Annotated in this window: 12 protein-coding genes; 9 read left to right on the forward strand and 3 right to left on the reverse strand. The window is 69.4% G+C overall.

The annotated features are described in order from the left end of the window. From FHU38_RS11340 to FHU38_RS11355, 4 genes are all read left to right on the forward strand, one after another. Positions 1-870: an ABC transporter permease gene (locus FHU38_RS11340; RefSeq protein WP_167169955.1), complete on the forward strand. Its 870-nt coding sequence runs from the start codon at positions 1-3 to the stop codon at positions 868-870. Further along, positions 867-1,679: an ABC transporter ATP-binding protein gene (locus tag FHU38_RS11345; protein WP_167169958.1), complete on the forward strand. Its 813-nt coding sequence runs from the start codon at positions 867-869 to the stop codon at positions 1,677-1,679. Before FHU38_RS11340 ends, FHU38_RS11345 begins: the two co-directional genes overlap by 4 nt. A gap of 63 nt (positions 1,680-1,742) precedes the next feature. Beyond that, a complete protein-coding gene (locus FHU38_RS11350) occupies positions 1,743-1,898 on the forward strand; it encodes a hypothetical protein (RefSeq protein WP_167169961.1) in 156 nt (51 codons plus the stop codon). Positions 1,899-2,221: 323 nt separating this feature from the next. Continuing rightward, on the forward strand, positions 2,222-3,607 hold the full coding sequence (locus FHU38_RS11355; protein ID WP_167169964.1) for an FAD-dependent oxidoreductase: 1,386 nt from the start codon (positions 2,222-2,224) through the stop codon (positions 3,605-3,607). Positions 3,608-3,623: 16 nt separating this feature from the next. Here FHU38_RS11355 and FHU38_RS11360 read toward each other — a convergent pair whose 3' ends face one another. Beyond that, complete coding sequence (locus tag FHU38_RS11360; RefSeq protein ID WP_167169968.1) at positions 3,624-3,830, reverse strand: hypothetical protein; 207 nt, start codon at positions 3,828-3,830, stop codon at positions 3,624-3,626. Between the two features lie 260 nt (positions 3,831-4,090). Between FHU38_RS11360 and FHU38_RS11365 the strand changes: the two genes are divergently transcribed. Then, on the forward strand, positions 4,091-4,954 hold the full coding sequence (locus FHU38_RS11365; protein WP_313886874.1) for a DMT family transporter: 864 nt from the start codon (positions 4,091-4,093) through the stop codon (positions 4,952-4,954). A 2-nt stretch (positions 4,955-4,956) separates the two neighbouring features. Then, positions 4,957-6,117 (forward strand): glycosyltransferase, encoded by a 1,161-nt coding sequence (locus FHU38_RS11370; protein WP_167169974.1) that lies wholly within the window; start codon positions 4,957-4,959, stop codon positions 6,115-6,117. A 56-nt stretch (positions 6,118-6,173) separates the two neighbouring features. On the opposite strand, the gene FHU38_RS11375 is transcribed toward FHU38_RS11370, so the two are convergent. After that, entirely contained in the window at positions 6,174-6,464 is a 291-nt protein-coding gene (locus FHU38_RS11375) for a hypothetical protein (RefSeq protein WP_167169978.1), read from the reverse strand. Between the two features lie 261 nt (positions 6,465-6,725). On the opposite strand from FHU38_RS11375, the gene FHU38_RS11380 reads away from it, so the two are divergent. Both FHU38_RS11380 and katG read left to right on the forward strand, forming a co-directional pair. Further along, entirely contained in the window at positions 6,726-7,157 is a 432-nt protein-coding gene (locus FHU38_RS11380) for a Fur family transcriptional regulator (protein WP_167169981.1), read from the forward strand. 64 nt (positions 7,158-7,221) lie between these two features. Further along, positions 7,222-9,420 carry a catalase/peroxidase HPI gene (katG, locus tag FHU38_RS11385; RefSeq protein ID WP_167175954.1) on the forward strand — a complete coding sequence of 733 codons (2,199 nt, stop codon included), beginning with the start codon at positions 7,222-7,224 and terminating at the stop codon, positions 9,418-9,420. A 391-nt stretch (positions 9,421-9,811) separates the two neighbouring features. Here katG and FHU38_RS11390 read toward each other — a convergent pair whose 3' ends face one another. Next, positions 9,812-10,975: an IniB N-terminal domain-containing protein gene (locus tag FHU38_RS11390; protein ID WP_167169984.1), complete on the reverse strand. Its 1,164-nt coding sequence runs from the start codon at positions 10,973-10,975 to the stop codon at positions 9,812-9,814. Between the two features lie 191 nt (positions 10,976-11,166). Between FHU38_RS11390 and FHU38_RS11395 the strand changes: the two genes are divergently transcribed. Continuing rightward, positions 11,167-13,728 carry a helix-turn-helix transcriptional regulator gene (locus tag FHU38_RS11395; protein WP_313886738.1) on the forward strand — a complete coding sequence of 854 codons (2,562 nt, stop codon included), beginning with the start codon at positions 11,167-11,169 and terminating at the stop codon, positions 13,726-13,728. Positions 13,729-13,738: the final 10 nt, after the last annotated feature.

Below are 13,738 nucleotides of genomic sequence, written 5' to 3' on the forward strand. Positions count from 1 at the left end.
ATGACGACTACCGAGTCCCCAGCGTTGCCTTCGGCTTCCCCGCTGCCGACCTCCGACGTGACAACGGTTCCCCGCATCCAGCCGATATTCCGGCTGATCAGGACACTGCACCGGTTTCTGCCGCTGCTCCCGATCGTGGTGGCCGTACTTGTCTGGCACCTGCTCACCAGCCACGACGTGGTCGCTTGGGTCCGGTTCGACAAGCTGCCCTCACCGGCGCAGGTGGCCACGTCCCTGCTCACACAACTGGAGTCCGGCCTGTTCTACGGCCACGTGCTGGCGAGCCTGCGGCGCATCCTGGCGGGATTCGCCCTGGCGGCGGTGAGCGGAGTGCTGATCGGCATCGCCGTCGGCCGCTCGCGAAAGGTGGCCGCATTGCTGCGTCCCCTCGTCGAGGTGGCTCGGCCCATCCCCGCGATCGCACTCGTGCCGATCGCGATCCTGCTCTTCCCGACCAGCGAGCAGGGCATCGTGTTCATCACCTTCTTCGCCGCCTTCTTCCCAGTCACGGTCGGCACCATCCACGCGATGAAGACGTTGCCTGGCGTGTGGACGGATGCGGCGCGGACCCTAGGAGCCTCGCGCAGGCAGGTGCTCGTACACGTGGTACTGCCTGGGGCGATGCCCGCGATCTTCTCCGGACTGTCGGTCAGCATGGGCGTCGCCTGGATCTGCGTGATCAGCGCGGAGATGATCTCCGGCCAGTTCGGTGTCGGGTACTGGACCTGGATGTCGTACTCGCTGCTGGACTACGCCGGGGTGATGACCGGGATGCTCACCATCGGAGCGCTGGGTTTCGGCACCTCCTGGCTCATCGAGCGAGTCGGCAGGAAGGTCAATCGCTGGCTACCGGGGGAGGGTACGGCATGACCCCGGGCGTGCGGCCCCAGCTGACCGGGGCGCCGGTGCGGTTGCGTGATGTGCACATCGACTACTCCGACGGCCCGGCCGCCCGAATCGACCTCGACGTGGAGCCTGGGGAGGTGGTGATGCTGCTGGGGCCGTCCGGCTGCGGCAAATCCACGATCCTGCGGGCGCTGGCAGGTCTGCTACCGATCACTGCAGGCGAAGTCACCGTCGATGGCAAGCCCCTCGCCGGTCCCGGCGCGCGTTGCGCGATGGTGTTCCAGGAGGATGCCCTGCTGCCGTGGCGCACGGCGCGGCGCAACGTGGAATTCGCGCTGGCGCTGCGTGGTGTCCGGCGCGCGCAGCGGCACGTGATGGCCGCCGATCTGCTGGAACAGGTGGGCCTGGAGGCCTTCTCCGGGCACCTGCCGCTGCGGCTGTCCGGTGGTATGCGGCAACGGGTGCAACTCGCGCGCACGTTGGCGGCCGAACCCCGCGTGCTGCTGATGGACGAGCCGTTCGGCGCGCTGGACGCGCAGACCCGGGCCGAAATGCAGCGACTGCTGGTCTCGGTCTGGGAACGGCACCGAGCGACCATCCTTTTCGTCACGCACGACGTCGACGAGGCGCTGTTGCTGGCTGATCGGATCGTGCTGCTCACCCCACGCCCCGCGCGGGTCAGCCGCATCGTGGAGATCCCCGAACCGCGCCGCCCCGGCTGGCAGTTCCAACCCGACTTCGCCCGCCGCCGATACGAGATCCTCGCCGGCCTCGGTCACGTCTCGGAGGACGAGTCGGTGCCGCTAGCCGAGCGGAAGGGAGTCACCCCATGACATTCGTGATCGGGTCCGCCTGCCTGGACGTCACCGGCCGCGCCTCCCACCGAGGAATGTCCGGTGGACCGCATTCACATCGGCGCACACAGCGCCCATGTCGGCTATGCCAACCCGCAAGAGCGCATCGACTGCGGTGCCCGCGAGCCGGTTTGCCCGGTGGAGGCGATCATGCCCGCCGTTGACACCCCGTTCGTCGCCGGACGACCGGTCCGGTGAGTGCGCTCAGGACCGAGCGCGGGAGTCTGCCGGGATAACCCTGACTGTGCCGGGGTGCCCGCTGCGCGAAACCATCGGCGGTGGGGGAAGCCGGAGACCGCGGACTCCCGCACCTACTGTCCGAATAGGACTTTGGTGTCGCCGTGACTGTCGTCAGCCGTGGCCAGGAGTCTTTCGGGGCACGAACGCGGCATCGCCTGCCGCCCAACTGCCACCCAGGGATCGGCTGACCTTCGTTCCAGTCCTGCCCTCACCAGCAGCGAGTCCGCCGTGTGTGGCGCGCTCGCACCCGAGCTGCCCAGGAGATGACCCAGGAGATGACAATGACCTCACATCGGTTGCGCGTCGCCGTCGTCGGTTCCGGTCCCGCGGGGGTGTACGCGACCGACGCGCTGCTGAAGTCGACAGCCGCCGTCGAGACGGACCTCAGCATCGACCTGTTCGAACGGTTGCCCGCACCGTACGGCCTGATCCGGTACGGGGTGGCGCCCGACCATCCTCGGATCAAGGGCGCGGTGAGTGCCCTTGCCCGGGTGCTCGCCCGGCCCAGGGTGCGGCTGTTCGGCAACGTCACCTACGGAACGGACCTGAACCTGGACGACCTGCGCGGGCTGTACCACGCGGTGATCTTCGCGACCGGCGCGAACCAGGACCGGCGGCTGCGGATACCCGGCATCGATCTCGCGGGCAGCCACGGGGCGGCGGAGTTCGTCGCCTGGTACGACGGGCATCCCGACGCGCCTCGCACGTGGCCGCTGCGTGCCGAGCAGGTGGCCGTCGTCGGTGCCGGGAACGTGGCGCTGGATGTGGCTCGAATACTGGCGAAGACAGCCGACGAGTTGCTGCCCACCGACATCCCGCCCAACGTCTACTCCGGGCTGCGTGCCAATCGTGCGACCGATATCCACGTCTTCGGCCGCCGCGGCCCGGCGCAGGCCAAGTTCACCCCGCTGGAGCTGCGCGAACTCGACCACTCGCCGACGGTGGAGGTAGTCGTCGATCCCGAGGGCATCCGGTACGACGACGCCTCGGTGCGGGCACGTCGGCAAAGCAAGCAGGTCGACCTGGTCGCCGCCACGCTCGAGGACTGGGCGATCCGTGATACCGGCTCCCGGCCCCACCGCATTCACCTGCACTTCTTCGAGGAACCCACGGAGCTGCTCGGGGAGAACGGTCACGTGGTGGGGCTGCGAACGCAACGCACCGAACTCTGTGGCGATGGCAAGGTTCGTGGGACCGGGCGATTCCGCGACTGGGACGTGCAGGCGGTGTACCGCGCCGTGGGATACCTCAGCGAGCCGGTGGCGAAGCTGCCCTTCGACGACGAGTCGGGAACCGTTCCCAATGAGGCGGGCCGGGTGCTGGGCGTGGACGGTGCGCCGCTGCCCGCCACCTACGTCACCGGCTGGGTCAAGCGCGGCCCGGTCGGGCTGATCGGGCACACCAAGGGCGATGCGAACGAAACCGTCGCCTGCCTGCTCGACGACCATGCCAGCGGTCGGCTGCCGACCCCGGCCGCCGCGGAACCGGAGGCGATTCTCGCGTTGCTCGCGGCGAAGGGCGCGGACTACACGACCTGGGCGGGCTGGCAGCGGCTCGACGCCCACGAGCGCGACCTCGGGAAGGCGCAGGGCCGGGAGCGGATCAAGGTCGTCGACCGCGCGGCTATGACGCGGATTTCCTCCGAGCCCGTGCGCGCCAGCGACTGATGGCCGGGTTTGACACTCACCCAACTCGCGGCCGCGACCGGGGACAAGTCGCGGACAGTGCCCGAAGCTGGTCGAACGGGTAGCCACCCTGCCGCAGGGCTGACGACGGCGACACCGGTCCCTCGACATCGTGGGGTAGGTGGCCGATCCCCAGCACGTCGCCGGGACGGCACCGGGACGGCACCGGGACGACGGAGTCGTAGCCGACGGTCGAGGTGCTCACGTGGCGCCATCCCCCATCCGGGGCTCCATGGCGGAAACGCACGGCATCGAATCACCCGGTGGCGTTGAGTGAGGACCCGGAAGAGTGGGCAGCCCGGGTGGGTCACACGCCGACATACCCGCCTCGGTCTACCTTCGATCGAAGGGCTCGCCCACCATGGCCGTCGTGTCGCCGCCGAAGCGCCCGCGGGCGCGACCGCTGGTGGGCGCGGGGTGGATCGTGATCTTTCCGTCGACAGGAGGCGCGAAGGCTTGAGTACCGTGCTCGCCTTCGCCGTCGCCATGGCGGTCACCGGGGCCATGTTCATCGCCGTGGGATCGGCGTTGCAGGAGCGCGTGGCGGTGCGAAGCTGGACGCTGGGCGGCGGGCAGTTGCGGTTCTTCCTGCGCCTGGTCAAGCAGCCTCGATGGCTGCTTGGGGCCGCCTTCGCCGGCGCGGGAGTGGCGCTGCATGTCGTGGCGCTCAGCTTCGGGCCGGTCAGCATCATCCAACCCTCCGGCACGACTGGCCTGCTGTTCGCCGTGATCACCAAGGCGGTACTGGACCGCCGTCGTATCCGGCTACCCGAACTCGCCGGCTCCATGGCCATCGTGGTCGGACTGGGCGGGCTGCTGCTGGCTCTGCCGCACACCCCGAAAGATCCGGTGCTCAGCTTGCCCCCGGCCCTGCTGCTCACCGTCGTGACCCTGGGCCTGAACGCCGCGGCGATGGCCGTGTCGTGGCTCGTCGTCTCCGGCAGCGCCAAGGCCATCGCACTCGGCTTGGCCGCGGGAGTGACCTTCGGGGTCGGCTCCGCGCTGGTAGGAGTCGTCGGGCACCGGGCAGTGGCCGATCCGGCGGCGGTGCTCGACTGGCTGACCCTGGCGATCGTGGTGCTCCTCTCCATCGGGGGAATAGCGCAGCAACACGCGTACAGAATGCGACGGTTCGCGCTGGCGTTCGCCATGCTGGAGATCAGCGATCCTGTCGCCGCATCCTCCGTCGGTGTGCTGGTTCTGGGCGAACCCATGCCGGAGACGGCCCTCAGGACCGCGTCGATGGGCCTTTCGGCCGCGGTCATCGTCGTCGGTGTGGTGGTACTCGTCCGGTCGTACGCCGCTGTGAATGTCGCCGAGAAGAGCTGAACATGCGAGTGCTGATTGCGACCGACACCTATCCGCCGGATCTCAGCGGGAGTTCGTTCTTCGCCGACCGGCTCTCGAAGGGCCTGGCCGAGCGCGATCACGACGTGCACGTGGTGTGCGCCTCCGAGACAGGTCCACGGCAGGACGTCCGTGACGGTGGCGTGCGGCTGCACCGGTTACGCTCGCTGCCACTGCTGATCCATCCCAGGGTGCGCTTCGTCCCACCACCCGGAGTACCCCTCGTCGTCAGGCGTATTGTCGCCTCGGTGCGGCCGGACGTGGTCCACACGCAGGACCACTTCACCATCGGCCGCGCCGCCATCAAGGCCGCGCAGCGATACGGCATTCCCGTTGTCGCGACCAACCATTTCATGCCGGACAACCTGCTTCCGTACCTGCCTCGGTCGCTGCACGCGCCCGTCGCTGACCTGGCCTGGCGCGACTTCCGCCGCGTCTACCGCCATACGGACTACGTCACCGCACCCACTCCCACCGCCGCGGCGCTGCTGGCCGAGCACGGCTTCGCCCGGCACGTCGAACCAGTCTCCTGCGGAGTCGACACCGTGCGGTTCCACCCGCCCGAGGGCTCCGCCACCGCGATCCGCAAGGAACTGGGACTGCCCGACCTGCCCACGGTCGCGTTCGTGGGCAGACTCGACGCCGAGAAGCGGCTCGACGAACTGATTCGCGCCTTCGCACGGCTGCGGCACTTGGAGGCCCAACTGGTGCTCGCGGGGGAGGGCACCCGCCGCCCGGCGCTGGAGCGGCTCGCCGAGCAGGTCGGGGCGGGTCCTCACGTGCACTTCCTCGGGTTCGTGCCCGACGAGCAGTTGCCGTCGGTGTACCAGGCCGCGGATGTCTTCGCGATCCCGGGCATCGCCGAACTGCAGAGCATCGCGACTCTTGAGGCGCTCGCCTGTGGCCTCCCGGTCGTCGCGGCGAACGCGGTGGCGCTGCCGCACCTGGTCTCGCCGGGAGAGAACGGCTTCCTCGTCGAACCCGGCGATGTCGCGGGGCTGGCCGCGGCACTGGACCGGATACTGTCCTATGAGGAGATGCGACGCGACATGGGCGCGGTCAGTCGCTCCGTAGCGGTGTCGCACGGCCACGAACGGACGCTGTCACGGTTCGAGGAGATCTATCGCGCCGTCATCACGGGCTGATCCACGTGAGCGGCCTGCCGGGGGCAGTCCATTCTGGATTGAGCTGACGCTCGCCTTCACAGCAGTTCGGAGGAGACGACCGGGGGTAGCGCTCGGAGGTGGTCGAGCAGCGGTTCCACGCCGCCGTCGCTGATCATGATGGTGCACACCATGCTGCCTTCGGTGACGCCGTCGCGGACGTCCACGGACAGGTCGTGCACCCGGTAACCACCCTGCCGCAGGGCTGACGAGAGCGCCAGCAGGCCGTCGACGCCGCCGGTGAAGTACGTGGCGATCCGGCGGCGTGCCGGGAACGACGGCCGGGTGGAGTGGATGCGGTACGAAGTGGAACCGACATCGAGAGACATGGTGGAACTCCAACTCGAGGAACCGAACGGATCCGGGCCAGGTCCCGAGATGGATTCGACAACCGAGGTCGACAGCACTGCGCGTCGGCGACCTGGGTTCAGCCGACGCGCCTCACTACTACGTTCAGTGACGATGTTATCGGCGCACGCATGGGTCGAAGGGTAGCAGACCGTCGTGCGCGGACCCAGCCGTACCGCGGTCGACGGAAGAGTCGCAGGCTGTTCTTGATTGATTCCAGAAATTAGGGCACACTGCTGAGCGTGCCAACGACTTCGGACTTCGAGCGCATGTTGCGCGGGGTCGCGCTGCGGGTGACGCGCCCTCGGGTAGCGGTGCTGTCCGCGGTGCACGACCATCCCCACGCCGACACGGAGTCGATCACCAGTGTCGTGCGGGAGAACCTCGGTGCAGTGTCCCATCAGGCGGTCTACGACGTGCTGCGCGCGCTGACCGACGTCGGTCTGGTGCGGCGCATCCAGCCACCCGGCTCGCTGGCGCGCTACGAGGCACGCGTCGGGGACAACCATCACCACGTCGTGTGCCGGTCGTGTGGCTCCATCGCCGACGTCGACTGCGCTGTCGGCGCCGCCCCCTGCTTGACCGCGTCCGACGACCACGGCTTCGCCATCGACGAGGCCGAGGTCATCTACTGGGGCCTGTGTCCCAGTTGCTCCACCGCAACCAGTTCCTGAGCACAAGTTCCGATCTCCTGGAAGGATCCCTGTGTCTGACAGTCCTGACGCCGTTGTCGGCGAGATGAACGACGAGAGCGCCGGTGGGTGCCCTGTCGCGCACCCCAAGCACCCGACCGCGGGCGCCAGCAACCGCGACTGGTGGCCGAACCAGCTCAACCTGAAGATCCTGCGCAAGCACACCGCCGTCTCCAACCCCATGGACTCCGACTTCGACTACGCCTCGGAGTTCCAGAGTCTGGACCTCGACGCCCTGGCAAGGGACGTCGACGAGGTGCTGACCACGTCGAAGGACTGGTGGCCAGCGGACTTCGGCCACTACGGGCCTTTCATGATCCGGATGGCGTGGCACAGCGCCGGGACGTACCGCATCAACGACGGCCGCGGCGGCGCGGGCGCGGGTCAGCAGCGCTTCGCCCCGATCAACAGCTGGCCCGACAACGGCAACCTCGACAAGGCGCGCAGGCTGCTTTGGTCGGTGAAGCAGAAGTACGGCCGCAAGATCTCGTGGGCCGACCTGATGATCTTCACGGGCAACCGCGCCCTCGAGACCATGGGCCTGAAGACCTTCGGCTTCGCGGGCGGTCGGGAAGACGTGTGGGAGCCCGACGAGGACGTGTACTGGGGCCCGGAGGCCACCTGGCTCGGCGACGAGCGCTACAGCGGTGACCGGGAGCTGGAGAACCCGCTGGCCGCCGTCCAGATGGGCCTCATCTACGTCAACCCGGAAGGCCCCAACGGCAACCCTGACCCGCTCGCGGCCGCCAGGGACATCCGCGAAACCTTCCGCCGGATGGCGATGAACGACGAGGAGACCGTCGCGCTCATCGCGGGCGGGCACACGTTCGGCAAGGCACACGGCGCGGCCGACCCGGACAAGTACGTCGGGCCGGAGCCCGAGGGTGCTCCGCTGGAAGAGCAGGGGCTCGGCTGGAAGAACAGCTTCGGCACCGGCAAGGGCAGGGACGCGATCACCAGCGGCCTGGAGGTCACCTGGACGCCGACCCCGACGAAGTGGGACAACACCTTCTTCGAGACGCTGTTCGGCTACGAGTGGGAGCTGACCAAGAGCCCAGCGGGGGCCTACCAGTGGCAGCCCAAGGACGGCGCGGGCGCCAACACCGTGCCGGACCCGGAGGACGGCTCGCTGTCACGTCCGCCGACGATGCTGACGACCGACCTCGCGCTGCGGTTGGACCCGATCTACGAGCCGATCTCGCGCCGCTTCTACGAGAACCCAGCCGAGTTCGCGGACGCGTTCGCCAGGGCGTGGTTCAAGCTCACCCACCGCGACATGGGTCCGATCCAGCGCTACCTCGGCCCGCTGGTGCCGCAGGAGACGCTGATCTGGCAGGACCCGGTTCCCGCCGTGGACCACGAGTTGATCGACGCGCAGGACATCGCGACCCTGAAGAGCCAGATCCTCGACTCGGGCCTTTCGATCTCCCAGCTCGTCTCCACCGCGTGGGCGTCGGCCTCGACGTTCCGTGGCAGTGACAAGCGGGGCGGAGCCAACGGTGCGCGCATCCGGCTCGAGCCGCAGCGGGAGTGGGAGGTCAACGAGCCCGACAAGCTGGTGAACGTGCTGAGCACGCTGGAGGGAATCCAGAGCGCGTTCAACGGTTCCCAGACCGGCGGCAAGAAGGTCTCGCTGGCCGACCTCATCGTGCTCGGCGGGTGCGCCGCGGTCGAGCGCGCCGCCAAGAACGCGGGTTTCGACGTCGAGGTTCCGTTCACCCCTGGCCGTACGGACGCCTCGCAGGAGCAGACCGACGCGGAGTCCTTCGCCCCGCTGGAGCCCGCCGCCGACGGGTTCCGCAACTACCGGGGTAAGGCCAACCAGCTGCCGTCGGAGTACCTGTTGCTGGACCGCGCGAACCTGCTGACGCTGACCGCGCCTGAGCTGACCGTTCTCGTGGGTGGGATGCGCGTCATGGGCGCCAACTACCAGCAGTCTTCGCTGGGCGTGTTCACCTCGGCACCGGAGTCGCTGACCAACGACTTCTTCGTGAACCTGCTCGACATGGGCATCGAGTGGAAGCCGACGTCGGAGGACGCTGAGATCTTCGAGGGCCGCGACCAGGCCACCGGTGAGGTCAAGTGGACCGGCAGCCGGGTCGACCTGGTGTTCGGCTCGAACTCCGAACTGCGCGCGCTCGCGGAGGTCTACGCGTGTGACGACGCGCGGGAGAAGTTCGTGCGCGACTTCGTGGCCGCGTGGGACAAGGTCATGAACCTGGACCGGTTCGACCTCGCCTCCTGATGAACCCGGCGTCCAGGTCGGCGGGCTCGCCCGCCGACCTGGACGCTCACGGCGGCACTACAGCGCGCCCCATCTCCCAGGGCCCGGTCACCGCGTAGGTGATGCCGGGGCTTTGCACGTTGAAGAACAGAATCCGACCGTCGGGGCTGAACGTGGCGTACCGGCGAACTCGCTGGTGTTGGAACTGTTCAACGCCGCGAGGTCGAAGATCTGGCCCCGGTCGGTGACCCGCACGCGGGAAGTCGCGGCCGTCGCCGTCCTCACACAGCACCAGCCCGCCGGTTTTGGGTGAGACACTGGGTGAGACACATGGAAAAGGACACGGGGCCTGGGCCCGCTCCCCGAAGGGACCGGGCCCAGGCCCCGTGCGTGGTTCAGGCGCTCAGCAGGCTCACATGCCGAGGTCCAGATCCGGAGTGCTCGGCAGGTTGTCGGTGCCGGGCACGTCGAGACCACCCGCGAGGTTGCCGACATCGCTGACGTGGACACTGTCCACAGTGTCCATCACGGTGTCGACCGGGTCCATGACGGCGACACCCTGGGCGAGGTCGGAGCTTGCCAGGCCGCCGACCGTGTCGTTGACGTCGTCGACCACGGTGCCCGCGACGGGCACGTCCTCGGTGACGTCGCTGACGGTGTGCTGCACCGTGCCGACGGTGCCCTCCACCGTGCCGACAGCGTCCTCGACGGACGGCGTGGCGGGCAGCGCCGGAGCGGCGGCCGCGACGTGGTCCAGCGTGTCGGCCACGTCGCCCGTCGCGTCGAAGTCGCCGTCGTTGTTCGCGGCGGCCAGTGCCTGGCCGCTCGGCTCACCGATCGGGGTGGAGCCGAGCGCACCGTTGGCGGTGCCGAGCATGGCGCCGCCCTCGTACCGCACGGTCTCCACAAGCCCGCCGAGCGGCTCACCGACGGCGGGCAGCCCGCTGACGGTGTCGACCAGGGCGCCTGCCAGTGCGGCATCGCCGAGGTGGTTGGTGACGCCGTCCGCCACCGCCCCGACGAGCTTGCCGTCGTAGATGTGCTCGCCGACACCGGCCACGGTGTGCTGCAGGTCGGTGGCGGCGGCGTCCACCAGCGGGCCCGCCACCGGCACCTCGTCGACGGTGTCGGCCACACCGTCGACGACGTCGGAAACGGTGTTGAGCACGCCGTCGGTGACGGTGTTCAGCCCCGTCGCGCTTGCCACGTCACTGACGCCGCCGAACACACCGCTCAGGTCAGGCAGGGCGCCCAGCGGCCCGGAAGCGACGTCGGCCACGCCACCGATCAGCGTTGAGCCCGCCTCGCTGACGTGGGTGACGGCGTTGTCGAGAGTGCCTGTGACGTCGGCGGTGGCCGCGAGGGAGCCGAGCGTCTCGGCAACGGCAGCGGGTGCGGTGTCCATGACCAGCGGAAGGATCTCCCGCACGTCGGCTGCGGTGACGTCTCCGAGTCCGGCGGCATTCAACACCCCCTGCGGATCGGCGTCGAAGTCCGCCAGCGCCTGTGGGTCGCTCAGGAGGTTCGTTGCGAATTCGTGCAGCGTCTGCACCGGACCCATATTGGTTATCTCCATCGAATTGCTACTTAAAACGGACATATCGGACAAGATCAAGAACCTTTGGGTTCCAAGCGACGGTAAGCCGGTAGCGTCTGCGTCCGCATCGGAGATCACTCCGAGTCTCCGAGCGATCGCACTAGGGATGCTGGCGTCGCCCGGCTAGGGGTACTAGGGATGCCGGCCCGGTGATGGGGGTGGAGCCGAGCGTGCGGTACGAGTCCGAGCGAGTGGGTCAACTGCTCAGCGGCGACGAGGCGGGTGAGCTGCTCACCGCCGTCGCCGACGACCCGCTCGCGCCGTTACGCGCCATGATCGTCGCTCCTGGCGGGTATGGGAAGAGCGCACTGCTCGGTGAGTTGCGTCGCGGCTACCGGCGCGCCGAGGTACCCGTGGTCGACGCCCACGACGCGCTGACCGACCCGGCGGGATGCGCGCGAGCCGCGATCCTGGTGGACGACGCGCACCGGCTGCCCACCGACCACGTAGCTCGGCTGACCGAACTGGCCGCCGAGCAGCGGAGCCGGCTGATCGTCGCGCGCAGACCGTGGCCGTACTCGTCCGCGCTGGCCGAACTGACCGGCGTCCTGGAACGCACGCGTCCGACGGTGCTGCTGCGACCGCTGGATCGCGCGGCCATCGCCGAGCGAGTCCGCGCGCTGCTCGGTGATGTGCTCGCCCACGACGAAGTCCCTGCCGAACTCGTCGAGGCGCTCGAGGCGCAAACCGGTGGCGTCCCGCGATATGTCGACCGGGTCCTGCGCGCGTTGCGTCCCACGGGGGCTGAGCAGGCGCCGCTGACAGTGCCCTTCCGCGTGCCGCACGCGGCGGTCATCGGGTTCCAGTCCGAACTCGACCGCCTCGACCCCCGGCTGCACCGGCTGCTGCTCGCCAAGGCGGTGGCTCCGGAGTTGCAGGCCGAACTGCTCACCGCGCTGCTCGGACTCGACGCGGACGACGCGTGGGAACTGCTGGACGCCGCCCGCGCCACCGGGCTGCTCGACCGCGGCGGTGCGCTGCTGCCGATAGCCAGGCGTGCGATCACCGCGCTCAACCCGGCCGAACGCAGACTGGCCGTGCACCGAGGACTCATCGAGGCGCAGCGCGAGCGGGGTGGTCCGTTGCTGGCGCTGGTGCGCCCGCTACTCGGCACGGGCGTGGGCGGCAGTGCCATCGCGGCGGCGTTCGAGGAGGCAGCCGACGAGGCCTTCGCGGACTCGCCGGAACTGGCCGCCGAGTTGTACGCCGCTGCCACGGCGGCGGGATCACCGGCCGCCGCGCTGGCGGGTCGCCGGGCACGCGCCGCCGCGCTGTGCGGTGACCTCGACACCGCGATGCGGCTGGCCGACGGTGTGCTCTCCGGCGCACAGGACGCCGACAGGGCGACAGCCGCCAACGTCGCGGGCACGGTGCTGGCACATCGTGGTCTGCTCGGCTCCAGCGCCGAACTGCACCGGTGGGCAGGTTCGGCCTCCGGCAAGGCGTTCGCCGTGCTCGCACTCATCGGCACCGGGCAACTGGCACAGGCGCGGGAGCTGTTGGCCGGGCGCGGCTGCGGCGGTCCACCGGTGCTGGTCAACAGCGTCCTCACGCGGCTGGCGCAAGGCGTCCATGAGTCGGTGACCGAAGGTGCCGTCACCGCGCTGGCCACCCTCACGCGAGCATCGTCGATGCTGGAACCGGTTGGCCGTGCTGAACTGCTGCCCGAGACACCTGCCGCGCTCGCCGCGCTCGTGGCCTTGCACTGCGGCGAGTTCACGGCCGCGGACTCGGTGCTGCGGCGCGCGGAAGCAGCCGGGATGGGAGGTGCGCTCGCCGCCCGCAGGCACCGGCTGTTGCGGGCGTGGGGCGTGATGCTGCGCGGCGACACCGACATCGCCGGGCGGCTCCTGGCCGAGGCGGGCGGTTCGCCGGACAAGCTGGAGCCTCGCGACGCGCTGGTGGCTTCGGCGCTGCGGGCGGGGATCGCCCGAAGGGAAAGCGACCTCGGTGCGCTGCGCGACGCCTGGGAGCAAGCCAAGGAAGTCGCCGTGCGGCACCCCACCGATCTGTTCTGCCTGCTGCCGCTGGGTGAGCTCGCGGTGGTGGCGGCGAGGCTCGGCGAGCAGGACCGGTTGGCCCCACATCTGGCGGAGGCACAGACACTGCTCGACCAGCTTGGTGACCCGCCGCTGTGGGAGGCCCCGCTGCGCTGGAACCGGATGCACGCCGCGATCGTCAGTGAACGGCTGGACGCAGCCGAGCCTCACGTCAGGGCGCTCGCCGCGATGGCTGACGACCACCCGTACTTCAAGGCGCTGGCGACGGCCGCGCACGGCTGGCTGGACGTGCTCGCCGGGAACATCGACCCCACAGTGGTGGAGTCGGCAGCGCGAGGGCTGCACGCCGCGGGTCTGCGGTGGGACGGGGCCCGGCTCGCCGGTCAGGCCGCGATCCGCACCACGGACCGCAAGGCGATGCTGCGGCTGCTGGGGTGCGCCCGTGCCTTGCAGCCGTCGACGTCGCGGCAGGGCAATGATCGGCGGGACAGCCAGGCTGCGACCGGCGAGCCGGGCCGCCGCGCAACGGGCACGCTCAGCGAGCGGGAGCGTGAGGTCGCCGAGCTGGTGGTGGACGGCTTCACCTACAAGGAGATCGGGCAGCGGCTGTTCATCTCGGCGAAGACCGTGGAATATCACGTGGCCAGAATGCGGCAGCGGTTTGGCTGCACGTCTCGAAGCGACCTGCTCGAGCGGTTGCGGAGCCTGCTGGGTCACCGGTCGACGTCCTGACGTCCCGCCG

Source organism: Saccharomonospora amisosensis, assembly GCF_011761185.1.
Lineage (GTDB): Bacteria > Actinomycetota > Actinomycetes > Mycobacteriales > Pseudonocardiaceae > Saccharomonospora_A > Saccharomonospora_A amisosensis.